We start from the raw sequence: 22,925 nt of genomic DNA on the forward strand, positions 1-22,925 counted from the left end.
CGAGTGGCAGGACACGACCGCGGCGCGCGTGATCCGTGCCGCCGCAGGGGAGCCCGAGACAGTGGAGTACACCGCATGACCAACCACTCGCGAGGCGCCTCCAAGCCGTCCCGCCCGAGCAGGCCGCACCCGCCGCGCCGGCGCACCGGACCCTCCCGGCCACCCGTGGAGGACCCGGCACGCCTCGCCGCGCTGGAGACCCTGCGCGCCGTGCGGCAACGGGACGCGTACGCGAACCTGGTGCTGCCGCAGATGCTCCGCGACCGGCGCATCACCGGCCGCGACGCCGCCCTGGCCACCGAGCTCACCTACGGCGCGTCACGGGCCCAGGGCCTGCTCGACGCCGTCATCGAGGCGTGCTCGGACCGCCCGCTGTCCGAAGTGGACGGCTCGGCGCTCGACGCGTTGCGGCTGGGCGCGTATCAGCTGCTGCGCACCCGGATCCCGTCGCACGCCGCGGTCGCCTCGACCGTCGACCTCGTGCGGGCCGAGCTCGGGTCCGGCATCGCCGGCTTCGTCAACGCCGTCCTGCGCCGGGTGGCAGAGCAGGACGAGGCCGCCTGGGTCGACGAGCTCGCACCCGACCCGGACACCGACCCGATCGGCAACCTGGCCTTCACCCACGCCCACCCGCGCTGGATCGCGCAGGCGTTCGCGGAGGCCCTCGGCAGCCGCGAGGAACCGCTGAAGCTGGCCCTCGCGGCCGACGACGCGCGCCCGGCCGTGCACCTGGTGGCACGTCCCGGCGAGGTCAGCGCCGACGAGCTCGCCGCCATCACCGGTGGCGACGTGGCGCCGTACTCGCCCTACGGCGTGCACCTGGAAGCCGGTGCGGGCGACCCGGGCGATCTCGAGCCCGTCCGGGAACGCCTCGCCAACGTCCAGGACGAGGGCAGCCAGCTCTGCGCGCTGGCCCTGACGCGGGCGCCGCTGGAGGGCGGCGACAACGGGGGCACGGACGACCGCTGGCTGGACCTCTGCGCGGGCCCCGGTGGCAAGGCCGCCCTGCTGGCCGCGCTGGTCGGCATCGAGGGCGGCGAGCTGATCGCCGTCGAGAAGGCACCCCACCGCGCCGAGCTCGTGCGCAAGCTCACCTCGGGCCTGCCGGTCACCGTGGAGGTGGCCGACGGCCTCGAGACCGGCTTCGTCGAAGGAGCGTTCGACCGCGTGCTGGTCGATGCGCCCTGCACCGGTCTCGGTGCGCTGCGCAGGCGCCCGGAGGCGCGGTGGAGGCGCCAGCCCGCCGACGTCGGCACGCTCACGAAGCTGCAGCGCGAGCTGCTGACCGAGGCGTTGCGGCTGGTGCGCCCTGGCGGTGTGGTGGCTTATGTCGTGTGCTCACCTCATCTCTCGGAGACCGTAGGGGTGGTGACGGACGTCGCGAAGCGGACGGGGGCCGAGGTGCTGGACACGCGGGAGCTCTTCCCTGGAGTTCCGGACCTCGGGGAAGGACCGCACGTTCAGCTCTGGCCTCATCTGCACGGCACCGACGCCATGTTCTGCGCGGTGCTGCGACGCCCGGTTTGAGCGCTCGCAAAGGACGCTAGCGACGGGGTCTGACAGGTTCGGGCCCCGTCGGCCCGCACTGGGGCACAACGGCTTCGGGGTTCACCGGTTCGAGTGACGTCCGAAGCCGGAGAGGCCGGGCGGGCCGCAGCCCGCCCGGCCGGACACGTCAGGCCTTCAGCACGTGCAGCTGCGCGGGCTGGCCGAACCGGTTGCCCACCGCGTAGACCCAGCGGCCGCCGGGACCCCACGCCAGGCACGCCTGGTACAGGTACGGCGCCTCGTACGACCGCGACTCGTCGAGCGAGCCCGACGGGTAGAGCCGCACGGAGGTGTCGCTGTTGACGCCCGCGGCGAGGGCGCCCGAGTCGGCGCTCACCGCCACCGCCACCGGGTAGGGGCCGGTGTTGTAGCTGCCGCGCACCGCGAGGGTGTCGGTCGTGTAGGACTGGATCTGGTACGGCGCCCCGCCCGCCACGTGGACCTGGCTGCCGTCCTTCGAGAACTCGACGTCGGCCAGGTTGCTGCCCGCGTCCCGCGTCGCCTGGACGGCCAGCCCGTCGCCCTGCTCCCGCAGGACCACGAGCGCCGAGGGCGACAGGCTCGGCTGGCCCGCCGCCAGCAGACCGGGCCTGGCGGGCGACGTCGCGAGCTGCTGCGGGCTGTAGTGCCCGGTCACGAGACCCGTCCGGGCCTCCGCGCCGTTGAACGCGACACGGCCGATCCCGCCGCCCCACGTGTCGCAGCCGTAGCTGAAGTACAGGCGGTCGTTGGTGATCGCGAGATCGGACGGGCACACCTCACCGACCGGGTACCGGGCCCGTTCGGTCAGCGTGAGCGTGTCCAGCGCGGCGATCGCGCCGAACTGCGACAGCGCGACGAAGACGGTGCTCCCGTCCGGGCTCAGCGCCAGACCCGTGGCGCCGGGCAGGTCGGACAGCTTCGTGACCGCGTTGCCGGACAGGTCCGTGACGGCGACAGCGTTGTCAGCCTTGCTGCTCACGAACACGTGCCCGAGCGTCGGGTCCACCACGATGTCCGAGAACGACTTCAGCGCCAGCGGCACGGTGCGCTGCGGCGGTTCGGCGTTCGCGGGCAGAGCGGTGGCGGCCACCAGGGCGGCCGTCATCGCGGTGGCACTGAGCCACCGGTTCCACTTGCGCATCTTGCTCCCCTCAGTGTGCGGGTGATCACCCGCCGCACCGGACGCTATCGACGGAGAACGGCCAGGAGGACCGCCTAACATCGCAGCGGTGACGACGCGTGGACTGCTCGGATTGGTCGCTTCCGGCTGCGGCGGCGTCGAGACCTGGTTCCGCACGGAACTGGCCGAGCCCGCCGTGCGACGGGGGTGGCGGTTGGCCATCACGTTCACTCCCGCCGTCGTCCCGTGGTTCGAGGAGGCGGGCGAGCTCGGCAGGATCCAGGCGCTGACCGATCTGGAGATCCGCTGGGAGCCGAGGCTGCCTAGCCAGCCGAAGCCCTACCCGACGCCGGACGCGTTCGTCTTCGCCCCCGCCAGCGCGAACTCCGTGGCCAAGCTGGCCCTGGGCATCGGCGACAACCAGGCGCTGACCGCGTTGAACGAGGCCATCGGCGTCGAGGACTGCCGGGTCGTCGTCATGCCCCAGGCCAACGCGGACAAGCGCCGTCACCCGATGTGGGAGACGCACGTCACGACGCTCACCAATGCGGGTGTCGTCGTGGTCTCAGACGTGGCTCCCGGCACGTTGCTCGACCTGCTGGACACCTAGACTTCACCCTTGTGGTCCACACGCCGATGATCGCCCCCAGCATCCTGTCCGCCGACTTCGCGCGCCTCGCCGACGAGCTCGCCGCGGTGCCCACGTCGGACTGGATCCACGTCGACGTCATGGACAACCACTTCGTGCCGAACCTGACGCTCGGCCTGCCCGTGGTGAAGTCGCTGCTGAAGGTCACCGACATCCCGATCGACTGCCACCTCATGATCGAGGACCCGGACCGCTGGGCCATCGGCTACGCGGAGGCGGGCGCGTACAACGTGACCGTGCACGTCGAGGCGGCGAACGACCCGGTCGCGCTCGCGAAGAACCTCCGGGCCGCGGGCAGCAAGGCCGGTCTGAGCATCAAGCCGGGCACGCCGCTGGAGCCGTACGTCGAGGTCCTCAAGCACTACGACACGCTGCTGGTCATGTCGGTCGAGCCGGGCTTCGGCGGGCAGAGCTTCATGGCCGACGTGCTGGACAAGGTCCGCCAGGCCCGTCACCTCGTCGACACCGGGCACCTCAAGCTGCTCGTGGAGATCGACGGCGGCATCAACGCCGACACGATCGAACAGGCCGCGCAGGCCGGGGTGGACTGCTTCGTCGCCGGGTCCGCCGTGTACGACGCCGCGGACCCCGGCAAGGCCGTCGAGGCGTTGCGCGCGCAGGCAGCCGGCGCGCGGTGACCCCCGAGGACGCGATGGCGCTGGCCATCGCGGAGAGCGAGCGGGTGCGGGGCACCACGAGCCCCAACCCGCCGGTCGGGTGCGTGATCCTCGACGAGAACGGCGACGCGGCCGGCTTCGGCGGCACGCAGCCGGTCGGCGGTCCGCACGCCGAGGTCATGGCGCTCAAAGCTGCCGGCGCGAAGGCACGCGGCGGCACGGCCGTGGTCACCCTCGAACCGTGTTCGCACTACGGCCGTACGCCACCCTGCACCGAGGCGCTGCGAGAAGCCGGCATCAAGCACGTCTTCCACGCCCTCAGCGACCCGAACCCCAGGGCCGCGGGCGGTGCGAAGGTCCTCGAAGACGCCGGCATCACGGTGCAGAGCGGCCTGCTGGAGCAGGAGGTCAGTCGAGGTCCCCTCAGGGCGTGGCTGCACTACGCGCGCACGGGCCGTCCGCACGTCACGTGGAAGTACGCGGCCTCGCTAGACGGCCGGATCGCGGCGAGCGACGGCACCAGCCGGTGGATCAGCTCGGAGACCTCCCGCGAGGAGGTCCACGCCCTGCGCACCAAGCTCGACGCGATCGTCGTCGGCATGAACACGGTGAGGCTCGACGACCCCGCGCTGACGGCCAGGGGCGCCGATGGAATGCCGCTGGCCCGCCAGCCGTTGCCCGTGGTCGTGGGCACGAGTGACCTGCCGGCCGGGGCGAAGCTCCGGCACACCGCGCTGCACCTGCGCACGCACGAACCCGACGACGTCCTGAAGGCGCTCGCCGAACGGGGTGTGGTCGACGTGCTGCTGGAGGGCGGCCCGACGCTGGCCGGTGCGTTCTGGCGCGCCGGCCGGGTCGACCGCGTGCTCGCCTACATCGCGCCCGCGCTGCTCGGGAACGGTCCCGCGGCGGTGCTGGACGCGGGCGTGTCAACCATCACGGACGCTGTGAGGCTGACCGTGGAAGACGTCACCATGAGCGGACCGGACTTGCGGATCAGCGCGGTTCCGCGAACTTAGGAGGAGCGGTGTTCACCGGGATCGTCGAGGAACTCGGCCACGTCGTAGCGACGGAGGACCTGCCGGACGCGGCACGGATCCGCATCGCCGGGCCGATCGTCACCAGCGACGCGAAGCACGGCGACTCCATCGCGGTGAACGGCGTCTGTCTCACCGTCGTGGAGGTGGAGGACGGCGCGTTCACCGCCGACGTGATGCGCGAGACCCTCAACCGCAGCAGCCTCGCGAAGGTCGCCGCGGGCGACCGGGTCAACCTGGAGCGCGCGGCCGCCGTCGGCCAGCGCCTCGGCGGCCACATCGTGCAGGGCCACGTCGACGGCACCGGCTCGATTCTCGCGCGGGAGAAGGCGGAGCACTGGGAGATGGTCCACATCGGACTCCCGCCCAGCCTCTCCCGCTACGTCGTGGAGAAGGGCTCCATCACGGTCGACGGGGTCTCGCTGACGGTCGTGACCGTCTCCGAGGACCAGTTCACCGTGAGCCTCATCCCGACGACCCTTGACCTCACCACGCTCGGGCGACGGCTGCCTGGCGACCTGGTGAACCTGGAGGTCGACGTGCTGGCGAAGTACGTTGAACGACTGGCGATCCCGCACCTGCGGGCCATCGCGGGCGAGGAGGCCCAGTGAGCACCGACTTCGCCGACATCGAGCGCGCGGTCAAGGACATCGCCGCCGGACGGCCCGTGGTCGTGGTGGACGACGAGGACCGCGAGAACGAGGGCGACCTGATCTTCGCCGCCGAGAAGGCGACGCCCGAGCTGCTCGCGTTCATGGTCCGCTACACGTCCGGGTACGTCTGCGTGGCGCTGACGGACTCCGACTGCGACCGCCTCGACCTGCCGCCGATGTACCACACGAACCAGGACCAGCGCGGCACCGCGTACACGGTCACGGTGGACGCGCGTGAGGGCATCAGCACGGGCATCTCGGCGGCCGACCGCGCCCGCACGATCCGGTTGCTCGCCGACCCGACCGCGAAGGCGAACGACTTCAACCGGCCCGGCCACGTCGTCCCGCTGCGCGCCCGCGACGGCGGCGTGCTGCGCCGTCCAGGCCACACCGAGGCGTCCGTCGACCTCGCGCGTCTCGCGGGCCTGTCGCCCGCCGGCGTGCTCTGCGAGATCGTGTCGCAGAAGGACGAGAACGACATGGCCCGCCGCGAGGAGCTGGAGGTCTTCGCGGCCGACCACGACCTCGCGCTGATCACGATCGCCGACCTCATCGCGTACCGCCGCCGGGTCGAGACCCAGGTCGTGCGCGCCGCCGAGGCCCGCATCCCGACCGCGCACGGCGTGTTCACCGCGTTCGGCTACGACAGCCTGCTCGACGGCATCGAGCACGTCGCGATGGTGTACGGCGAGATCGGCGACGGCGAGGACGTCCTGGTGCGCGTGCACTCGGAGTGCCTCACCGGTGACGTGCTGGGCTCGTTGCGCTGCGACTGCGGCCCGCAGCTCGACGCGGCGCTGGAAGCCGTTGCGGCACAAGGGCGTGGCGTCGTGCTGTACATGCGCGGCCACGAGGGTCGCGGCATCGGCCTGATGCACAAGCTGCAGGCGTACCAGCTGCAGGACCAGGGCGCCGACACCGTGGACGCGAACCTCGTGCAGGGCCTGCCCGCCGACGCGCGCGACTACGGCACGGGCGCGCAGATCCTCGTGGAACTCGGCATCAAGTCCATGCGGCTGCTGACGAACAACCCGGCCAAGCGCGTCGGACTGGAGGCCGGATACGGTCTGCGGGTGCTCGACAGGGTGCCGCTGCCGATCTCCCCGAACCCGGAGAACCTGCGGTACCTGCGCACCAAGCGCGACCGGATGGGCCACGAACTGACTCAGCTGGAGCAGTACGAGGCCGTTGTTTCCGCTACGGAGGACAAGGAATGAGCGGCGAGGGCCGTCCAGATCAGGCCAAGCTCGACGGCAAGGGGCTGAGCGTCGCGATCGCGGCGACGCGCTGGCACACCAAGATCACCGACCAGCTCGTCGAGCGCGCCCTCAAGGCCGCCGAGGACGCCGGTTGTGTCGACACGACGGTCGTGCGCGTGGCGGGAGCGATCGAGCTTCCCGTCGTGGTGCAGGAACTCGCGCGTCACCACGACGCGGTGGTCGCGCTGGGCGTGGTCATCCGCGGTGGCACCCCGCACTTCGAGTACGTCTGCGACTCGGTGACGGACGGGTTGACGCGCGTCGCGCTCGACGAGTCCACTCCGGTGGGCAACGGCGTGCTGACGACGAACACCGAGGAGCAGGCCCTGGCCCGCGCCGGGCTGCCGGAGTCGGTGGAGGACAAGGGGTACGAGGCGACCGTTGCCGCGATCGACACGGCACTGGTGCTGCGCGGCCTGCGCCAGCCCTGGACCGAGCGGGGTTTCGAATGATGACGGCGGAAGCGATCGTCCTGCGTCCCAAGAAGATCCGCCGCGTCGCGTGGGCGTGCGCGGTCGGCCTCGTCGCGGTGTTCACGGTGGTGGGCCTGCTGCTGGGCAACACGCCGACCGGCGTGATCTTCCGGACGTCCGACCAGGTCGCCATGATCTTCCTGGGCTTCCTGCTGGCCGGCGGTGTGCTGCTGCTGACGCGTCCGCGCGTCACGGCCGACGCCACGGGTGTCGACGTGCGCAACGTCGTGACGTCGCACCACTTCGACTGGAACGACGTGCTGTCGGTCAGCTTCCCGGACGGTGCCGCGTGGGCCCGGCTGGAGCTGCCGGAGGACGAGTACATCTCGGTGATGGCCGTGCAGGCCGTGGATCGTGAGTACGCCGTGTCGTCAGTGCGCGCGTTGCGTGAACTGCACAAGGCAGCACGGATCTAAGTCCACAACCCGAGGATCGCGCCCGCGAGCGTGAGTCCGACGACGTGATAGCCCGCTCCGATCGCCGCGAAGGTGATCGGACCGGGCTTCGTCATGTCGTAGGCGCCCGTCACCATCCGGACGGGCAGCGCGATGCAGAGACCGACGACGAGGCCGAGCAGGATGCCTTCCATGATGTTGTCGGTGCCCGAGGCGTTGCCGAGCATCGCGGTCGCGAGGGTGATGACGAAGCACGTGAGCAGCGGGATGGCGTAGACGGCAGCGCTCTGGTTCTCCGGCGGACTCAGGTCCTGGCCGGATGCGCGCTGGTACGCCCGGCCGAAGGCGTAGTCGGCGTACCAGACCATGCCCAGCGCGAAGTACGCGATCGTGGCAACGACGACGGCCAACCAGTTCAGGTCGCCGAGCACGCTCAAGCTCATGAGGTCTCCGCAATGATCAGGGTTACTTGGCATCGCGAGCCGCACGCCGACCGTTACGAGTGCATTGACGGCGAAAGGGCCGCCCACCCAGCGGTGGACGGCCCTTTCGTCAGAGGTGACTAGCTGCGGACCATCTTGCGCAGCACGTACTGCATGATGCCGCCGTTGCGGTAGTAGTCGGCCTCACCGGGCGTGTCGATGCGGACGACCGCGTCGAACTCGACCTTCGAGCCGTCCGCCTTCGTGGCGGTCACGTGGACCGTCGACGGCGTGGTGCCGTTGTTCAGCTCCGTGACGCCGCTGAAGTCGAACGTCTCGGTGCCGTCGAGGCCCAGCGAGGACGCGTTGTCGCCCTGCGGGAACTGCAGCGGCAGCACGCCCATGCCGATCAGGTTCGAGCGGTGGATGCGCTCGTAGGACTCGGCGATGACGGCGCGGACGCCGAGCAGCGACGTGCCCTTGGCCGCCCAGTCGCGCGACGAGCCGGAGCCGTACTCCTTGCCCGCCAGGACGACGAGCGGGACGCCGGCCTCCGCGTACGACACCGAGGCGTCGTAGATCGTGGTCTGCGGGGCGCCGTCGGCCAGGAAGTCGCGGGTGAAGCCGCCCTGGACGTCGTCGAGCAGCAGGTTGCGCAGGCGGATGTTCGCGAACGTGCCGCGGATCATCACCTCGTGGTTGCCGCGGCGGGAGCCGTAGGAGTTGAAGTCCTTGCGCTCCACGCCGTGCTCGGTCAGGTACTTGCCCGCGGGCGAGTCGGCCTTGATCGAACCGGCGGGGGAGATGTGGTCGGTCGTGACCGAGTCGCCCAGCAGCGCGAGCACGCGAGCGCCCGAGATGTCGGTGACCGGCTTCGGCTCCATCTCCATGCCCTCGAAGTACGGGGGCTTGCGCACGTAGGTGGACTCGCTGTCCCACTCGAACGTGTTGCCGGTCGGCGTGGGCAGCGACTGCCAGCGCTCGTCACCGGAGAACACGTTCGTGTAGCCCTTGGTGAAGCCCTCCGCGGAGATCGAGGTCGAGATGACCTCGGCGATCTCGGCCGGGGTCGGCCAGATCTCCGACAGGTACACCGGCTTGCCCTCGGGGTCGTACGCGAGCGGCTCGGTGGTGATGTCCTTGTCCATCGAACCGGCCAGCGCGTACGCCACGACGAGCGGCGGCGACGCGAGGTAGTTCATCTTGATGTCCGGGTTGATCCGGCCCTCGAAGTTGCGGTTGCCGGACAGCACCGAGACGACCGCGAGGTCGCCTTCCTGCACGCCCGCCGAGATCTCCTCCTGCAGCGGGCCCGAGTTGCCGATGCAGGTGGTGCAGCCGTAGCCGACCAGGTGGAAGCCGAGCTTCTCCAGGTACGGCATGAGGCCGGCGCGCTCGTAGTAGTCCATGACGACCTTGGAGCCCGGCGCCAGGGTCGTCTTGACCCACGGCTTGCGCTCCAGGCCGCGTTCGACGGCCTTCTTGGCCAGCAGGGCGGCACCCAGCATCACGGACGGGTTCGAGGTGTTGGTGCACGACGTGATCGCGGCGATCGCGACGGCGCCGTGGTCCAGCTCGAACTCGGCACCGTCGAGGGTGACCTTGACCGGCTTCGACACGCGGCCGGTGGCGCCCTCCGCGGCGGACTGGAACACCTTCGGCGTGCCGGAGCCGTTGCCGCCCTCGTGGATGGCGGCCGGGTCGCTCGCGGGGAAGGACTCGTCGACGGCCTCGTCCACACCGGACAGCTCCGGGGAGTCGGCGTGCGCGACGTAGGCGCCCAGGGCCTGGCGGAACGACTCCTTGGCGTTGGTCAGCTCGATGCGGTCCTGCGGGCGCTTCGGGCCGGCGATGGACGGGACGACCGTCGCCAGGTCGAGCTCCAGCGTCTCGGAGAACACCGGCTCGCGGGACGCGTCGTGCCAGAGGCCCTGCTCCTTGGCGTAGGCCTCGACGAGCGCGATCTGCTCCTCGGAACGGCCGGTCAGGCGCAGGTAGTCGATGGTCTCGCCGTCGATCGGGAAGATGCCGACCGTGGAGCCGAACTCCGGCGACATGTTGCCGATCGTGGCGCGGTTCGCGAGCGGCACGGCGCTGACGCCCTCGCCGTAGAACTCGACGAACTTGCCGACGACGCCCTGCTTGCGCAGCATCTCGGTGATCGTGAGCACGAGGTCGGTCGCGGTGGCGCCGGGGGGCAGCTCACCGGAGAGCTTGAAGCCGACGACGCGCGGGATCAGCATGGAGACCGGCTGGCCGAGCATCGCGGCCTCGGCCTCGATGCCGCCGACGCCCCAGCCCAGCACGCCGATGCCGTTGACCATCGTGGTGTGCGAGTCGGTGCCCACGAGGGTGTCCGGGTACGCCTGGCCGTTGCGGACCATGACGACGCGGGCCAGGTGCTCGATGTTGACCTGGTGGACGATGCCGGTGCCCGGCGGGACGACCTTGAACTCGTCGAACGCGGTCTGGCCCCAGCGCAGGAACTGGTAGCGCTCGCGGTTGCGCTCGTACTCCAGGTCGACGTTCAGCTCGAACGCGTCCGGGCGGCCGAAGATGTCGGCGATGACCGAGTGGTCGATCACGAGCTCGGCGGGCGCGAGCGGGTTCACCTTCTCGGCGTCGCCGCCGAGCTGGGTGACGGCCTCGCGCATGGTGGCGAGGTCGACGACGCAGGGCACACCGGTGAAGTCCTGCATCACGACGCGGGCCGGCGTGAACTGGATCTCGGTGCTGGGCTCGGCGGCCGGGTCCCAGTTGGCGAGAGCGCGCACGTGGTCGGCGGTGATGTTCGCGCCGTCCTCGGTCCGCAGCAGGTTCTCCAGCAGGATCTTCAGGCTGAACGGAAGACGCTCGGCGCCCTCCACGGCGCTCAGCCGGAACACCTCGTACGAGGCGTCGCCGACGTTGAGCGTGCCGCGGGCGCCGAAGCTGTCCTTGCTAGCTGGTGCAGTCACGTGCAACTCCATAACTGGTGACAGCGCGGTGGTCAGTTCGGGATGGGTCAGAGTCTTCCTCAAGCGGTTGACCGCTGCCCCTCGACCCCAAACAGTACGCTTGTCCTGTAAGCCGGTTCAAGCCAGGTTGCCCTAAGTCACTCGGCCGTCCGGTACTCACCCGGTGATCGTCCCGCGAACCTCCTGAACGCCGCGCCGAACGCGCTTTCGGTGCCATATCCGGCCGCGGTGGCGATCGAGCCGACGGTGTCCGAGGTGTCCCGCAGCAGCCGGGCCGCGTGCCGCATGCGCAGGCGGTAGAGGTAGTCGAGCGGGGTCATGCCCGTCGCTTCGCGGAACCGCAGGAAGAACGTCGACCGCGACATCGCCACCACCGCCGCCAGTTCGCGGACCGTCCACGGATGCCTCAGGTCGTCGTGCATCGCCGTCAGGGCCGGTCCGAGCCGCGGGTCGTCCGACACGTGGTCGCGCAGGACCTGGAGCAGCAGGACCTGGCAGAGGCGGTCCAGGATCATCCGGCCGCCGTTGATCTCGCACCGGATGAGCTCGATGGTCGCCGCCGCCACGCCCGCGCGGACGTGGATCACCGGTGGCAGGACGTCGAGGAGCCGGGCGTCCTCCGGTGCGCAGACGAAGCCCGCCCCGAGCAACGTCGTGTCGTGGCCTTCGCCGACCTGGGCCCGGTCGCGCGGTGTGGCGTGCTCGTCCTCGTAGTAGGGGGCGGCGAACACCGACGGTGTGTCCGAATCGGCGGCGATGCGGTACGGCCGGCGGCCGGCGATGACGTAGCAGTCGCCCTCTTCGGCCCAGAAGCCCTCGCCGCCCACGGTCACGTGCACGCGGCCGCGTACGACGACCTCCACCCGCAGGTCCAGCCGTCCCACGAAGTGCAGCGCCCACCGCCCGCCCGCGTGCAGGGGCGTCGCGACGACCCAGTTCACGCTCAGCGCCGACAGCACCTGTCTTGAGCACGGACTCTCCCGACACGACGGCGGACTCTGACGACGGTGACCGCTGATCTTGCCCGGTTAGCGTAGGGCCAAACGGATGAAGGAGATCGTGATGGACCGGGGGAACCTGCTGCTCGTGCACGGTGCCTGGCACGGATCGTGGTGCTGGGACCTGCTCGTTCCCGAGCTGGAGGCGCGGGGCTGGACTCCGGCCGTGGTCGACCTGCCGAGCGCGTCGGGAGCACCGGCCGCGGGCGTTCGTGAGGACGCCGACGTGGTGCGGGAGGCGATCGACGCCCTCGGCGGACGGGTGACCGTGCTGGCCCACTCGTACGCCGGTGTGCCTGTCGGCGAGGCCGCCCAGGCCGCTGACCGGCTCGTCTACCTGGCCGCGCACCTGCTGGAGCTCGGCGAGTCCGTGGTCTCCCCGCTGGGCGGGCCCTGGTACGAGGCGGGGACGAAGCTGCTGGACGTGCCGGAGCCCGCGCGGGACGTGCTGTTCGCCGACGTGCCCGACGAGCGCGCGGCGTGGGCGGCCGAGCGGTTGCGGCCGCAGAGCGCGCGGTCGTTCGAGGAGCGGGTGACGGCGGCGGCGTGGCGGACCGTGCCCACGACGTCGATCGTGTGCGCGGAGGACGTGGCCTTCCCTGCGCTGTTCGCGGACCGGCTCCGGGCACGGGGTGCGCTGGAGCTGCCGGGCTCGCACTCGCCGTTCCTGTCGCGTCCGGCTCAGCTGGCGGACCTGATCACAGCAGGATGACCGCGAACGCGATCAGCATCAGCACCTTCACACCTTCGAGCGCGATGTAGACGACGTGCGTGCGGGACTTCGGCGGGGTCTCGCCCGCGATGATGACCGCGGCCCTGGCTTCGAGCCGGGGCCGCAGCACCGTCACCTGCACGGCCAGTGTCACGGCGAGCGCGACCAGCAGCACGGTCGCGGCCGCCGGGCGCGCGGCGAGCGCGAACGTGATCGCCGTGGCCGCCGCGAGCACGATCTCCGCCGAGTTCAGGGCGCGGAACACGAGCCGGCCGATGCCGAGTCCCAGCGGCAGCGTGATGCCGGGCGCGCGGAACTTCAACGGCGCCTCGATCGAGATCGCCAGCACCATGCCGAGCCAGATGCACGCCAAAGCGAGCGGTAGCGGTGTCATAGGTGGTTATCTTGGCGTGGTGCTCCTCGATCAGGTTTCGAAGCGGTACGGACGCGGGCCTTGGGTGCTGCGCGACCTCACGCTGGAGGTGTCCGGCCTGACCGTGCTGACCGGCGCGAACGGCACCGGCAAGTCGACGTTGCTCAAGATCGCCGCAGGGGTGCTGAGGCCGACGACCGGCCGTGTCTCGCGGCCCGCCTCGGTGGGGTACGTGCCCGAACGCTTCCCTTCGGACGTCAAGATGTCCGCTTCATCGTATTTGGCGCACATGGGACGGATCCGGGGCGCCACGGCGGGGGATGTGCTGGAGCGGCTGGGGTTCGTCGGTTCGATGACGGCGCCGATGTCCGAGCTGTCGAAGGGCAACGCGCAGAAAGTGGCTCTGGCACAGGCTTTCCTGGCCTCGGACGCGCTGGTGCTCGACGAGCCGTGGACGGGTCTCGACCCCGCGGCCTCCGCGGAGCTCGTGTCGATGCTGGAGGGACGGACGGCGCTGGTGTCCGACCACGAGGGACACCTCGCGTCGGCGACGCGCGTCGACCTCGCCGGCGGGCACGTGACGATCGATCTCAGCCGGGTCGCGGCGCTGGACGTCTTGGAGGCGTTGGAAGGCGTGCAGTCCGTGCAGGCTCGCGGGTCGTCGGTGCGGGTGGTCGTGGCGCCGGACCGCAGTGATCAGGTGCTGGCGGAGGCTTTGCGGCTCGGGTGCTCGGTGCGGAGCGTGCGGTGATCTCCCTCGTCCGGTACCTCGCGGCCGACGTCTTTCGCGGGCAACGGTATTTGGCGCCGTTGCTGGTGTTCCTCGGCGTGCTGGGGATGTTGTTCTCGTCCGACGCGGGGCAGCCGCTGGAGGCTTACTCGGGGTCGTCGGCGTTGCTGTACCCGATCGCGGCGTGGATGGCCGTCGTGGTGGCGACGTCCGAGGACGTGGTGCGGCGTGAGATCACGGTCGTGTCCGCCGGTGGGTGGTCGCGGGTGCTGACGGCGGCGGCGCTGGTCGCGGTGCTGATCGCGTTGGCGATGGCGTTGCTGGCGGCGGTGTGGCCGGTGGTGACGAACCCGCACCCGTACACGCTCGGCAAATTTTTTGTCGGACTCGCCGCGCATACTGGATGCGCGTTGCTCGGCGTCGGTGTGGGCCTGCTGTTCGCCCGCCCCGTCCTCGACTCCATCGGGCGCACCGTGCTGGCGGTGTTCGCGGTGGTGGTGCTGACCTATCCGCTCGGCCGGGTCACCCCGCTCGGGTGGGTGCTGGACGCCCTGGGGCACAACCGGGTGTCGCTGTCCCTGCTGGGGACGGCGGCGGTCGGCGTCGCGCTCGTGGCGGCCGCGGTGGTGGCCGGGGTGCGGCGGGCCTGATGAGGGTCGACGCGCTCGGGCCGTTGCGGGTCGTGGCCGCGGACGGCGCACCGGTCGAGGTGCGCGGCCGGCGGCTGCGGTGGTTGCTGATCAGGCTGGCGATGGAACCTGGATCCGTCGTCGCTCCCGATCGGCTGATCGCGGACCTGTGGCCGGACGAGCCGCCGGTGGACGGTGCCGCGGCGTTGCAGTCGCTCGTGTCGCGGCTGCGGCGGGTGCTCGGTGCCGCCGCGATCTCGTCGCACGCGTCGGGGTACCGGCTGGAGGCGTCGACCGACGTCGAGGCCTTCGCGCGGACGCGGGACGCCTCGCTGTGGCGCGGTGCGGCGTTCGAGGAGGCACCGTTCGCGGTGGACGAGGCCGTGCGGCTGGCGTTGCTGCGCGACGACCTCGCGGGGCTGGAGGCACTGGCGGCCGCGCACCCGTTGCGCGAGGACGTGCAGGCCCGGCTGATGCTGGCGTTGAACGCTGCCGGACGGCGGTCGGACGCGCTGGCGGTGTTCGCGCGCGTGCGCACGGCCCTGGCCGACGACCTGGGCGTGGACCCCGGCGAGGCGCTGGCGGCCGCCCACCTGACGGTGCTGCGCGAACGCGTCGCGCGCGGCAACCTGCCGGCCCCGGTCGGCTCGTTCGTCGGGCGCGACGCGGACCTGGCCGCGTTGGCGTCGCTGTTGCGCGCCAACCGGTTGGTGACGCTGACCGGGTTCGGCGGCGTGGGCAAGACACGTCTCGCGCTGACGCACGCCGCCTCGGTACCGCAAGCGTGGTTCGTCGAGCTGGACTCGACGGCCGAACCACTTGCGGCGCTGGACGCCGCCCTGGGCCCGAACCCGTTGGCAGCGCCCCTGTTCTCCCGGCTCGGGTCGTCCCTGGTCGTGCTCGACAACTGCGAGCACGTCGTGGACGCGGCCGCCGCTCTGTGCGAGCGCCTGCTGGCCGAGGCGCCGGACACACGGGTGCTGGCGACGTCACGCGAGCCGCTGGGCATCCCGGGCGAGGTGGTGTGCCCGGTGGCACCGCTCGACCTGGACCACGCGGTGCGGTTGTTCTCGGCGCGGGTCGGCTCGGCGTTCGATCCCGACGTGGCGCGGCGGGTGTGTGCCGCGCTGGACGGGATCCCGCTCGCCGTGGAGCTCGCGGCGGCGCGGGCGCGGTCGCTCTCGGCCGCGCAGCTGGAGTCGCGTGTGGACAGCCGGCTGCGGCTGCTCGACCGCGGCGCGCGGACGGGGCCGGCGCGGCACCGGACGTTGCGGGCGGTGATCGACTGGAGCTGGGAGCTGCTGGACGAGGCCGAGCGGGGGTTGCTGGCGCGGCTGGCGGTGTTCGCGGGCGGGGCCAGTGCGGCGGCGGTGCACTTCGTGTGCGGCAGCGGAGATCTCTGGGACACCGAGGACCTCCTCGCCGCCCTGGTCGAGAAGTCCCTGGTGGTCCGCACCGGCGAGCGCTACCGGCTGCTGGAGACGGTCCGCGAGTACGCCGCGGACCAGCGCCGGACCGACCCGGGCGCGCACGCCGCCTACTACGTGGAGCTGGCCGAGCGGTACGAGCCGCTGCTGCGCGGGCCGCGGCAGCTGGAGGCGCTCGCGGTCTTCGACGTCGAGCGGGCCAACCTCGACGCCGCGCAGGCGTGGGCCGTCGGGCACGACGCCGTGATCGCCCGGCGGATGATGGCCGCCCGCACGTGGCATTGGCTGGTGATGACCAAGCGGTTCGAGGAGATCCGGCGGTGGGCGCCGCTGACGCCGGACGACCCGCTGTCGGAGGTGCTGCTGTCGCTCGGCACGCCGGACGCCATGGTCGCGGCGGAGCGGTTGTGGGACGAGGACGTTCCCACGGCGCTGTGCGCGTTGATGCTGACCAGTGGGCGGGTGTGGGGCGACGCTGGGCTGGGTGGGCGGCTCGACGTGCTGGCGGACCAGCTGGAGCGGTCGTCCGACGAGTGGATGCGGGCCTTCTCGGCGTTGATCCGCGGGGTGGTGGCCGGGGAGTTCAGTGAAGGCGCGGCGCCGAGGGCGGAGGAGCAGTACCGGTGGGCGTTGGAGCGGTTCAGGGCCGTCGGTGATCGGTGGGCCGTGGTGTTCGGACTGTCGTGCCTGGTGATGGTGCTCGTGAACCGCGGTGCGTTCGCCGAGGGGTTCAAGGCGGTGTCCGAGGCCCGTGAGGTCGCGGAGGAGCTCGGCGAGCCCGACATGATGCTCGTGCCGATGTCGGTGCTGGTGCAGACGGCGCGCATCAAGATCCGGCTCGGGGATCTCGCTGGGGCTCGTGACGAGCTGGCTCGGATGGCCTCGTCGCAGGTCGAGCTCGACCAGGGGCGGGTCGCTCTGGCACACGGCGAGGTGGCGTACTTCAGCGGTGACTTCGAGGAGGCCGTGGCGTTGTACCGCGAAGCGCTCCACAGCAACGCGGGGTTTCCGTCGAGTCAGTTCCGGGCGACCGTCCACGCCGGACTCGGGCTGGCGCTGACGCGGCTCGGCCGGTTGGGCGAGGCGCGGGAGGAGCACGTGCTGGCGCTGGCGGCCGTCGAGCGGAGTGCGGACGGGCCCGCTCGCGCGATGATCCTGGAGCAGTACGCGGACTGGCTGTCCGCCCAGGGCGACCCCCGCGGTGCGGGGGAGGCCCTGGACGAGGCGGAACGGCTACGCGGCGGTCCTAGCACCGACCCGGCGGTGGTGCAGCTGCGTGACCGGGTTCGCGCCGAAGTAGGCGTCGATCGCTGACCTGCCGATCGCGGCGACGTAGCCGTCCGGGCGCACCAGCACCGGGCCGTCGGGGAAGCCGTCGGGGAGGTCGAGCGTCACGAAGTCGGGGCCGCGCAGCAGGTCGAAGATCCGGCCCTGCTCGGTGACGCCGTCGGGCATGCGGTCGCCGGGTCGCAGGCCCGGCCCGTCCTCGGTCCGGTACGACAGGGAGAGCTGCAGCGTCTCGTCGTCGCGCTTCTCGAACGGGGTGCCGGACGTCATGATCGCGGTCGTCATGCCCAGCAACCACTCCGCGACGGGCTTGCGCTCCGACTCGTAGGTGTCGAGCAACGTCTCCATCGCGAGCTTCCAGCCCAGGTTGTACGCGTCCTGGATGCCGGTGTTCATGCCCTGCGCGCCGGCGGGGGAGTGCACGTGCGCCGCGTCGCCCGCGAGGAACACCCGGCCGGCGCGGAACCTGTCCACCATGCGGACGTTCATGCGGTACAACGACATCCACGTCGCCTCCCGCACGACTACCTCGTCACGGCCGGTGCGTTCGCGGACGATCTCCCGGTACAGCTCCAGCGACGGTTCGCCGTCGCCGGTCGCCTGGAACTGGAAGAGGTCCGTGCCGGGCAACGGGCACAGGGCGAGCCAGCGGTCGGCGCGGCCACCCCACTGGTGCCAGTGGTCGCGGTCGAGGCCGGAGATCCGGAGGTCGCCGACGAGCATCCGCATGTCCTCGTGGGTCTCGCCGACGAACGAGACGCCGAGCTCCTTGCGCACGAACGACTTCCCGCCGTCACACCCGACGAGGTACCGGGCGCGCACGGTCTCCGTGCCGACCACCGCGGTGACACCCGAGTCGTCCTGGGCGAAGGAGGTCAGCGGCATCCCGTACTCGACGGACTGGGGGAGCGCCTCGCGCAGGATCTGCTCGACTCGGAACTGCGGGATGAGCATCGTGCGCGCGTACGGGCGCTCCGCGGTCGGGTGGCGGCCCTCGTGCACGTCCCACTCGCGCACCACCTCGCGGCCGTTGTAGGCGCGCATCGTCATGTCGAGCCGTCCGGACGCGAGCACCTGCTCGATCACGCCCAGGTCGTGGAAGACCTCCATGCTGCGCGGCTGCAGGCCCTTGCCGCGCGAGCCGGCGAACGGCGCGGGCGAGGCGTCGACGATCCGGAACGGGACGCCGCGGCGGGCGAGGTCGAGGGCGAGGGTGAGTCCGGTCGGGCCGGCGCCGATGATCAGAACCTGTGTGTCCATGGCGTCCACGCTCGGCCCCGGAACTGCCAAGGCCCTGTCACCGCGCTGTTGCGGGTGACAGGGCCTCGTGCGAACTGCGGGAACTTACTTCTTGAGCAGCTCGATCAGCGCGTCGACGTCCTTCGGCTCGAAGCCGCGGAACAGCGTCAGGGCCAGCTCGTAGTAGGAGCGGACCGGGCTGACGTACCACTTGCCGTCGACCTCGGTGGCGACGACGCCGACACCGGTCTTCATGATCGAACCGGCGACCCGGCCGATGATCTCGACGGCCTCGGCGGGGATCTTCTTGCCGCCCTGCTGCTGCAGGAGCTGCGTGATCTCGTCCGCGCACAGCTTCTGGTTGCCCTGGCCGGGCACCTCGGCCGCGTAGCAGTCGCCCTCGCGGGTGATCGTCACCGTCTCACCCTCGGCGGTGATCGACAGCTTCTTGATCGTGACCTGCTTGCCGCCGGTGACGTCCTTGACGTCGGTCTCCAGCGCGTTCAGCTTGGCGCCGGTCGGCTTCTGCGTCCCGGCCTCCTTCAGCAGCAGCGGGCCGAGGTCCTGCAGCACACCGGCCTCGTCGGGCGGCAGCAGCGCGATGACCTTCGTCAGGTCGGCGTCCAGCGCGGCGTTCACCATCTGCTTCGCGGCGTCCTCGGCCGAGCTCGCGCCCTGCGCCGCGATGCCCTGCGACGGCCACTTCAGCTTCTCCTCCTCCAGGACCGCGTTGGCGATCGTGTAGAAGGCGCTCGGGTACCACTTGTCGCCGACCTTGATCGACGCGATGCCGATCGGCGTGCCGCGCTTCTTGACCTCGGCCGTGATGTCGAGGGTCTCGGACTTCGACGAGGTCAGGTTCAGGTCGTCACCGAGCGCGTCCACGAGCTTGTCGGTGAGCGGGATCTTCGAGGCGTCCGAGGTGATCGTGATCTTGCCCTCGACCAGCTTGTTGATGGTGAGGTGGTCGTTGATCTTCTCGGCGGCGGCCTCGTCGAACTTGATGTTCTCGCTCTTGAACTCGACGCCCGTCAGCTTGTTCGGGTCGGCGTCGGGCTTCAGGATCTCGAGACGCTTCATCTCCTTCGTCATCGACTCCATGTAGTCCTTCGACAACGCGGCCTCGGCGGGCGCGAGCGAGGCCATGATGCCGACGACGTCACCGCTGCCGAGCTGCTCGACCAGGTTCTTCGCCGCGACGGCCGGGGTGTCCTGGCCCGCGTTCGAACCGGGGTCGGCCTTCTTCAGCGCGAAGAACGTGACACCGCCACCGATCAGCAGCAACACGGCGACGACGGCCGTGACGACCAGGCCGGTGCGCTTCTTCTTCGGCGGCTCGCCGCCCATCGGCGCGTAACCGTAGGGCTGCTGGTCGAAGCCCTGCTGCGGGAAGCCCTGCGGACCCGTCTGCGGGAAGCCCTGCTGGGGGAACCCCTGGGGTCCGGTCTGCGGGTGTCCGCCCTGCTGGGGGTAACCGCCCGGCTGCTGCGGGTGTCCGCCCTGCTGCGGGTAGCCACCCGGCTGCTGGGGCTGCTGCGGGTAGCCGCCCTGCTGGGGCTGCTGCCCGTACGGGTTGTTCTGCGGCTGCCACTGGCCGCCACCACCTGGGTAGCTCACGGGTTCCCTCCTGAGGTTCTCACTGCGCTGCGCCTGGTCGAGGTGAGCACCGTGATCGCCCCCACGATCGTCAGTACGGCACCGGCAAGGGTCGTGACTGGTCCGGAGGTGGAGATTCCGACCAACGAGCCCTTGCTACCCCCTTGGACTGTGGCGACTAGGGCCACGGTTCCCCCGATCGTGCCAAAGAGAATGCCAACGCACGCGGCAATTCGTGGAAATCGGACCACGTACAGCGCGATCGTGACCATCGCGAGAGGTGTCAGTCCCACCCAGACCGACGTCACGACGGTGCCCGCCACCCCGTCCAACCCGGCGAGATCACGGAGCGAGAGCACCTCGTAACTGTCCCTCGTGGTCGATCCCGATTTGAGCCACGGCAGGAAAGTCCCTGCGATGGTGGTGACCAAGCCCACTGCCGCGATGGCGGCTCCCACAGCGCTGCGCACCGGACTAGTGTGAACTGATGGCCTCCCAGGCGTGCGCAGTGGCACGAGAGCTGGTCGCGTCAGCCCACCGGATCACGGTGCTGACGGGGGCCGGGGTCTCCACCGACTCGGGCATCCCCGACTTCCGGGGGCCGGACGGGCTGTGGACCCGCGACGCGGACGCCGGGCGCGGGTCGTCGCTCGAGGCCTACCTCGCGGACCCCGCACTGCGCAGGCTCTCCTGGCAGACGAAGCTCACCAGTCCCGTGTGGACGGCCAAGCCGAACGCCGCGCACAAGGCCCTCGTGGAACTGGAACGGTCCGGCCGGTTGCGCACCGTCATCACCCAGAACATCGACGGCCTGCACCAGAGGGCGGGCTCGGACCCCCATCGGGTGCTGGAGGTGCACGGCACCCTGCACACCACCGTGTGCATGGGATGCGGGGCCTCGGGCCCGATGCGGGACGCGCTCAAGCGCGTGGCCGAGGGTGAGGAGGACCCGGACTGCCAGCGGTGCGGGGGAGTGCTCAAGTCCGCCACGATCTCGTTCGGCCAGCACCTCGACGCCGAGGTGCTGCGCCGATCCCGGCTCGCCGCCCTGGATTGCGACGTGCTCCTCGTGGCGGGAACATCGTTGTCGGTGCAGCCCGCCGCGGGCCTCGTGCCGTTGGCGGCCAAAGCAGGCGCGCAGGTCATCATCTGCAACGCCGAGCCGACGCCGTACGACTCCGTGGCAGCCGTTGTGCTGCACGAACCTGTTGGAGACGTGCTTCCGGACCTCAGCTCCGTTCCTCCATCCGGGGGAGGCCGATTCTCGTCCTGGGGAGATCCGAGCACCTGGTCGTAGGGTCGGGCCCATGCGCGTACCGCTGATCACCACGGACTTCCTGGACCGGGCGTCGTTCGCGTTCGCGGCGACCACGGCGACCATCGACGAACCCGAGCAGCCCGCGAAACCGGTCGCGACGACGACCTACGCGGAGATGGCGGCCCGGGTGCGCGCGTGGCAGGCGGGGTTCGACGCGCTCGGCGTCGGCGAGGGCGAACGGGTCGCCGTCGTCAGCCACAACTCCGCGCGGATGCTGGAACTGCTGCACGCGCTGCCCGGCAGCGGGCGGATCTGCGTGCCGGTGAACTTCCGCCTGCGCCCCGACGAGGTGAAGTACATCGTCGAGCACAGCGGCGCCTCCGCGTTGTTCGTCGACCCCGAGCTGGAGCTGGACGACGTCGTGGCACGCCACCGGTTCACGCTCGGCGAGGAGTCCGAGTCGCTGCTCCGGTTCGACGTGGAGCCACGGCCGTGGAGCGAGCCCTCGGAGGACGCGACGGCGACGATCAACTACACGTCGGGAACGACGGCGCGTCCCAAGGGCGTGCAGCTGACGCACCGCAACATCTGGCTCAACGCGGTCACGTTCGCCATGCACACGCGTGCGTGGGAGGGCGACGTGTACATGCACGTGCTGCCGATGTTCCACTGCAACGGCTGGGGAATGCCGTTCGGGCTCGCGGGCCTCGGCGTGCCCCAGGTGGTGCTGCGCAAGGTCGACGGCGCCGAGATCCTGCGCCGTGTGCGCGACCACGGCGTCACGCTCATGTGCGGCGCACCGGCCGTGTGGAACGCGGTGCTCGACGCCGCGCAGACGTGGGACGGCGAGATCCCCGGCCGTGACACCGTGCGGATCGTGTGTGCCGGCGCGCCGCCGCCCTCGCGCACGATCCAGCGCGTGACCGAGGAGCTCGGCTGGGAGTTCCTGCAGATCTACGGCCTGACCGAGACTGCCCCGCTGCTCACCTTCAACCGCGCCCGGCCGGGGCCTGTCGGCGAGGAGAAGGCGAAGAAGCAGTCGCGGGCGGGGGCGCCGGCCCTGGGAGCGAAGCTGCGCATCTCGGAGAACGGCGAGGTGATGGCCCGCTCGAACGTGGTCATGGAGGGTTACTGGGAGAACCCGGAGTCCACCGCGGACGCCCTCGAGGACGGCTGGTTCCACACCGGCGACGGCGGCTTCTTCGACGACGAGGGCCACCTGACGATCTCGGACCGCAAGAAGGACGTGATCATCACTGGAGGCGAGAACGTCTCGTCCATCGAGGTCGAGGACTGCCTGTTCTCGCACCCGGCCGTCGCCGAGGTCGCGGTCATCGGCGTGCCCCACGAGAAGTGGGGTGAAACGATCAAGGCGCTCGTCGTGCTCTCCGGCGAGGCCACCGAGGCCGAGCTGATCAAGCACTGCAAGGAGCGGCTCGCCGGGTACAAGGCGCCGACGTCGATCGAGTTCCGCGACTCCATCCCGCGCACGGCGACCGGCAAGATCCAGAAGTTCAAGCTCCGCGAGCCGTTCTGGGCGGGCCGGGACCGCGGCGTGAACTAG

The 22,925-nt window shown here is 70.8% G+C and carries 22 protein-coding genes; 14 read left to right on the forward strand and 8 right to left on the reverse strand.

What is annotated here, in order from left to right; translation table 11 throughout:
- Positions 1–75: 75 nt before the first annotated feature.
- The gene (locus tag ACWF7A_RS15180) at positions 76–1,527 is read left to right on the forward strand and encodes an RsmB/NOP family class I SAM-dependent RNA methyltransferase (protein ID WP_452251044.1); all 1,452 of its coding nucleotides are present in this window, start codon (positions 76–78) and stop codon (positions 1,525–1,527) included.
- 148 nt (positions 1,528–1,675) lie between these two features.
- Here ACWF7A_RS15180 and ACWF7A_RS15185 read toward each other — a convergent pair whose 3' ends face one another.
- Positions 1,676–2,671 carry a YncE family protein gene (locus ACWF7A_RS15185; RefSeq protein WP_452251045.1) on the reverse strand — a complete coding sequence of 332 codons (996 nt, stop codon included), beginning with the start codon at positions 2,669–2,671 and terminating at the stop codon, positions 1,676–1,678.
- Positions 2,672–2,759: 88 nt separating this feature from the next.
- Between ACWF7A_RS15185 and ACWF7A_RS15190 the strand changes: the two genes are divergently transcribed.
- Genes ACWF7A_RS15190 through ACWF7A_RS15220 form a run of 7 tightly spaced genes read left to right on the forward strand, consistent with a single transcriptional unit; the run spans position 2,760 to position 7,754 of the window.
- The gene (locus ACWF7A_RS15190; protein ID WP_452251046.1) at positions 2,760–3,260 is read left to right on the forward strand and encodes a flavoprotein; all 501 of its coding nucleotides are present in this window, start codon (positions 2,760–2,762) and stop codon (positions 3,258–3,260) included.
- Positions 3,261–3,286: 26 nt separating this feature from the next.
- Positions 3,287–3,937: a ribulose-phosphate 3-epimerase gene (gene rpe, locus ACWF7A_RS15195; protein ID WP_452251047.1), complete on the forward strand. Its 651-nt coding sequence runs from the start codon at positions 3,287–3,289 to the stop codon at positions 3,935–3,937.
- Positions 3,938–3,951: 14 nt separating this feature from the next.
- Entirely contained in the window at positions 3,952–4,935 is a 984-nt protein-coding gene (gene ribD / locus ACWF7A_RS15200) for a bifunctional diaminohydroxyphosphoribosylaminopyrimidine deaminase/5-amino-6-(5-phosphoribosylamino)uracil reductase RibD (RefSeq protein WP_452251156.1), read from the forward strand.
- Between the two features lie 8 nt (positions 4,936–4,943).
- Positions 4,944–5,564 carry a riboflavin synthase gene (locus ACWF7A_RS15205; RefSeq protein ID WP_452251048.1) on the forward strand — a complete coding sequence of 207 codons (621 nt, stop codon included), beginning with the start codon at positions 4,944–4,946 and terminating at the stop codon, positions 5,562–5,564.
- Positions 5,561–6,823, forward strand: coding sequence for a bifunctional 3,4-dihydroxy-2-butanone-4-phosphate synthase/GTP cyclohydrolase II (locus ACWF7A_RS15210; RefSeq protein WP_452251049.1), 1,263 nt, complete (start codon positions 5,561–5,563; stop codon positions 6,821–6,823). The genes ACWF7A_RS15205 and ACWF7A_RS15210 overlap by 4 nt, the downstream gene beginning before the upstream one ends.
- Entirely contained in the window at positions 6,820–7,317 is a 498-nt protein-coding gene (gene ribH, locus ACWF7A_RS15215; RefSeq protein ID WP_452251050.1) for a 6,7-dimethyl-8-ribityllumazine synthase, read from the forward strand. Before ACWF7A_RS15210 ends, ribH begins: the two co-directional genes overlap by 4 nt.
- The gene (locus ACWF7A_RS15220; RefSeq protein WP_452251051.1) at positions 7,317–7,754 is read left to right on the forward strand and encodes a PH domain-containing protein; all 438 of its coding nucleotides are present in this window, start codon (positions 7,317–7,319) and stop codon (positions 7,752–7,754) included. Before ribH ends, ACWF7A_RS15220 begins: the two co-directional genes overlap by 1 nt.
- On the opposite strand, the gene ACWF7A_RS15225 is transcribed toward ACWF7A_RS15220, so the two are convergent.
- The 3 genes from ACWF7A_RS15225 to ACWF7A_RS15235 all read right to left on the reverse strand — a co-directional run bounded on the left by ACWF7A_RS15225 (position 7,751) and on the right by ACWF7A_RS15235 (position 12,071).
- A complete protein-coding gene (locus ACWF7A_RS15225) occupies positions 7,751–8,176 on the reverse strand; it encodes a DUF1761 domain-containing protein (protein WP_452251052.1) in 426 nt (141 codons plus the stop codon). The two genes, ACWF7A_RS15220 and ACWF7A_RS15225, sit on opposite strands and share 4 nt — an antisense overlap.
- A 119-nt stretch (positions 8,177–8,295) precedes the next feature.
- Positions 8,296–11,112 (reverse strand): aconitate hydratase, encoded by a 2,817-nt coding sequence (locus ACWF7A_RS15230; protein ID WP_452251053.1) that lies wholly within the window; start codon positions 11,110–11,112, stop codon positions 8,296–8,298.
- 137 nt (positions 11,113–11,249) lie between these two features.
- Positions 11,250–12,071, reverse strand: coding sequence for a cupin domain-containing protein (locus ACWF7A_RS15235; protein WP_452251054.1), 822 nt, complete (start codon positions 12,069–12,071; stop codon positions 11,250–11,252).
- 88 nt (positions 12,072–12,159) lie between these two features.
- Here ACWF7A_RS15235 and ACWF7A_RS15240 point away from each other — a divergent pair, with 88 nt between their 5' ends.
- Positions 12,160–12,822, forward strand: a complete 663-nt coding sequence (locus ACWF7A_RS15240) for an alpha/beta fold hydrolase (RefSeq protein WP_452251055.1) — start codon at positions 12,160–12,162, stop codon at positions 12,820–12,822.
- Here ACWF7A_RS15240 and ACWF7A_RS15245 read toward each other — a convergent pair.
- Entirely contained in the window at positions 12,809–13,216 is a 408-nt protein-coding gene (locus ACWF7A_RS15245) for a hypothetical protein (RefSeq protein WP_452251056.1), read from the reverse strand. The two genes, ACWF7A_RS15240 and ACWF7A_RS15245, sit on opposite strands and share 14 nt — an antisense overlap.
- Before the next feature lie 19 nt (positions 13,217–13,235).
- On the opposite strand from ACWF7A_RS15245, the gene ACWF7A_RS15250 reads away from it, so the two are divergent.
- The 3 genes from ACWF7A_RS15250 to ACWF7A_RS15260 are packed head-to-tail and all read left to right on the forward strand — an operon-like array spanning position 13,236 to position 17,295.
- Entirely contained in the window at positions 13,236–13,946 is a 711-nt protein-coding gene (locus ACWF7A_RS15250; protein WP_452251057.1) for an ATP-binding cassette domain-containing protein, read from the forward strand.
- Positions 13,943–14,575 carry a hypothetical protein gene (locus ACWF7A_RS15255; protein ID WP_452251058.1) on the forward strand — a complete coding sequence of 211 codons (633 nt, stop codon included), beginning with the start codon at positions 13,943–13,945 and terminating at the stop codon, positions 14,573–14,575. Before ACWF7A_RS15250 ends, ACWF7A_RS15255 begins: the two co-directional genes overlap by 4 nt.
- A complete protein-coding gene (locus ACWF7A_RS15260; RefSeq protein WP_452251059.1) occupies positions 14,575–17,295 on the forward strand; it encodes an ATP-binding protein in 2,721 nt (906 codons plus the stop codon). Before ACWF7A_RS15255 ends, ACWF7A_RS15260 begins: the two co-directional genes overlap by 1 nt.
- Here the strand turns inward: ACWF7A_RS15260 and ACWF7A_RS15265 are convergent.
- The 3 genes from ACWF7A_RS15265 to ACWF7A_RS15275 all read right to left on the reverse strand — a co-directional run bounded on the left by ACWF7A_RS15265 (position 17,215) and on the right by ACWF7A_RS15275 (position 20,573).
- Positions 17,215–18,528: an FAD-dependent monooxygenase gene (locus tag ACWF7A_RS15265; RefSeq protein WP_452251060.1), complete on the reverse strand. Its 1,314-nt coding sequence runs from the start codon at positions 18,526–18,528 to the stop codon at positions 17,215–17,217. The two genes, ACWF7A_RS15260 and ACWF7A_RS15265, sit on opposite strands and share 81 nt — an antisense overlap.
- 84 nt (positions 18,529–18,612) lie before the next feature.
- Positions 18,613–20,124, reverse strand: coding sequence for a proline-rich domain-containing protein (locus ACWF7A_RS15270; protein WP_452251061.1), 1,512 nt, complete (start codon positions 20,122–20,124; stop codon positions 18,613–18,615).
- The gene (locus tag ACWF7A_RS15275) at positions 20,121–20,573 is read right to left on the reverse strand and encodes a hypothetical protein (RefSeq protein WP_452251062.1); all 453 of its coding nucleotides are present in this window, start codon (positions 20,571–20,573) and stop codon (positions 20,121–20,123) included. Before ACWF7A_RS15275 ends, ACWF7A_RS15270 begins: the two co-directional genes overlap by 4 nt.
- A gap of 17 nt (positions 20,574–20,590) precedes the next feature.
- On the opposite strand from ACWF7A_RS15275, the gene ACWF7A_RS15280 reads away from it, so the two are divergent.
- Positions 20,591–21,400 (forward strand): SIR2 family NAD-dependent protein deacylase, encoded by an 810-nt coding sequence (locus tag ACWF7A_RS15280; protein ID WP_452251063.1) that lies wholly within the window; start codon positions 20,591–20,593, stop codon positions 21,398–21,400.
- Positions 21,401–21,410: 10 nt separating this feature from the next.
- A complete protein-coding gene (locus ACWF7A_RS15285) occupies positions 21,411–22,925 on the forward strand; it encodes a class I adenylate-forming enzyme family protein (RefSeq protein ID WP_452251064.1) in 1,515 nt (504 codons plus the stop codon).

The sequence above is a fragment of the Lentzea sp. NPDC055074 genome, assembly GCF_053608005.1.

Coding starts and splice junctions, on each gene's coding strand:
- ACWF7A_RS15220 (WP_452251051.1), top strand. CDS start 7,317: ATGACGGCGGAAGCGATCGTCCTGCGTCCCAAGAAGATCCGCCGCGTC.
- ACWF7A_RS15180 (WP_452251044.1), top strand. CDS start 76: ATGACCAACCACTCGCGAGGCGCCTCCAAGCCGTCCCGCCCGAGCAGG.
- ACWF7A_RS15240 (WP_452251055.1), top strand. CDS start 12,160: ATGAAGGAGATCGTGATGGACCGGGGGAACCTGCTGCTCGTGCACGGT.
- ACWF7A_RS15260 (WP_452251059.1), top strand. CDS start 14,575: ATGAGGGTCGACGCGCTCGGGCCGTTGCGGGTCGTGGCCGCGGACGGC.
- rpe (WP_452251047.1), top strand. CDS start 3,287: ATGATCGCCCCCAGCATCCTGTCCGCCGACTTCGCGCGCCTCGCCGAC.
- ACWF7A_RS15265 (WP_452251060.1), bottom strand. CDS start 18,528: ATGGACACACAGGTTCTGATCATCGGCGCCGGCCCGACCGGACTCACC.
- ACWF7A_RS15185 (WP_452251045.1), bottom strand. CDS start 2,671: ATGCGCAAGTGGAACCGGTGGCTCAGTGCCACCGCGATGACGGCCGCC.
- ACWF7A_RS15225 (WP_452251052.1), bottom strand. CDS start 8,176: ATGAGCTTGAGCGTGCTCGGCGACCTGAACTGGTTGGCCGTCGTCGTT.
- ACWF7A_RS15245 (WP_452251056.1), bottom strand. CDS start 13,216: ATGACACCGCTACCGCTCGCTTTGGCGTGCATCTGGCTCGGCATGGTG.
- ACWF7A_RS15280 (WP_452251063.1), top strand. CDS start 20,591: ATGGCCTCCCAGGCGTGCGCAGTGGCACGAGAGCTGGTCGCGTCAGCC.
- ribD (WP_452251156.1), top strand. CDS start 3,952: ATGGCGCTGGCCATCGCGGAGAGCGAGCGGGTGCGGGGCACCACGAGC.
- ACWF7A_RS15285 (WP_452251064.1), top strand. CDS start 21,411: ATGCGCGTACCGCTGATCACCACGGACTTCCTGGACCGGGCGTCGTTC.
- ribH (WP_452251050.1), top strand. CDS start 6,820: ATGAGCGGCGAGGGCCGTCCAGATCAGGCCAAGCTCGACGGCAAGGGG.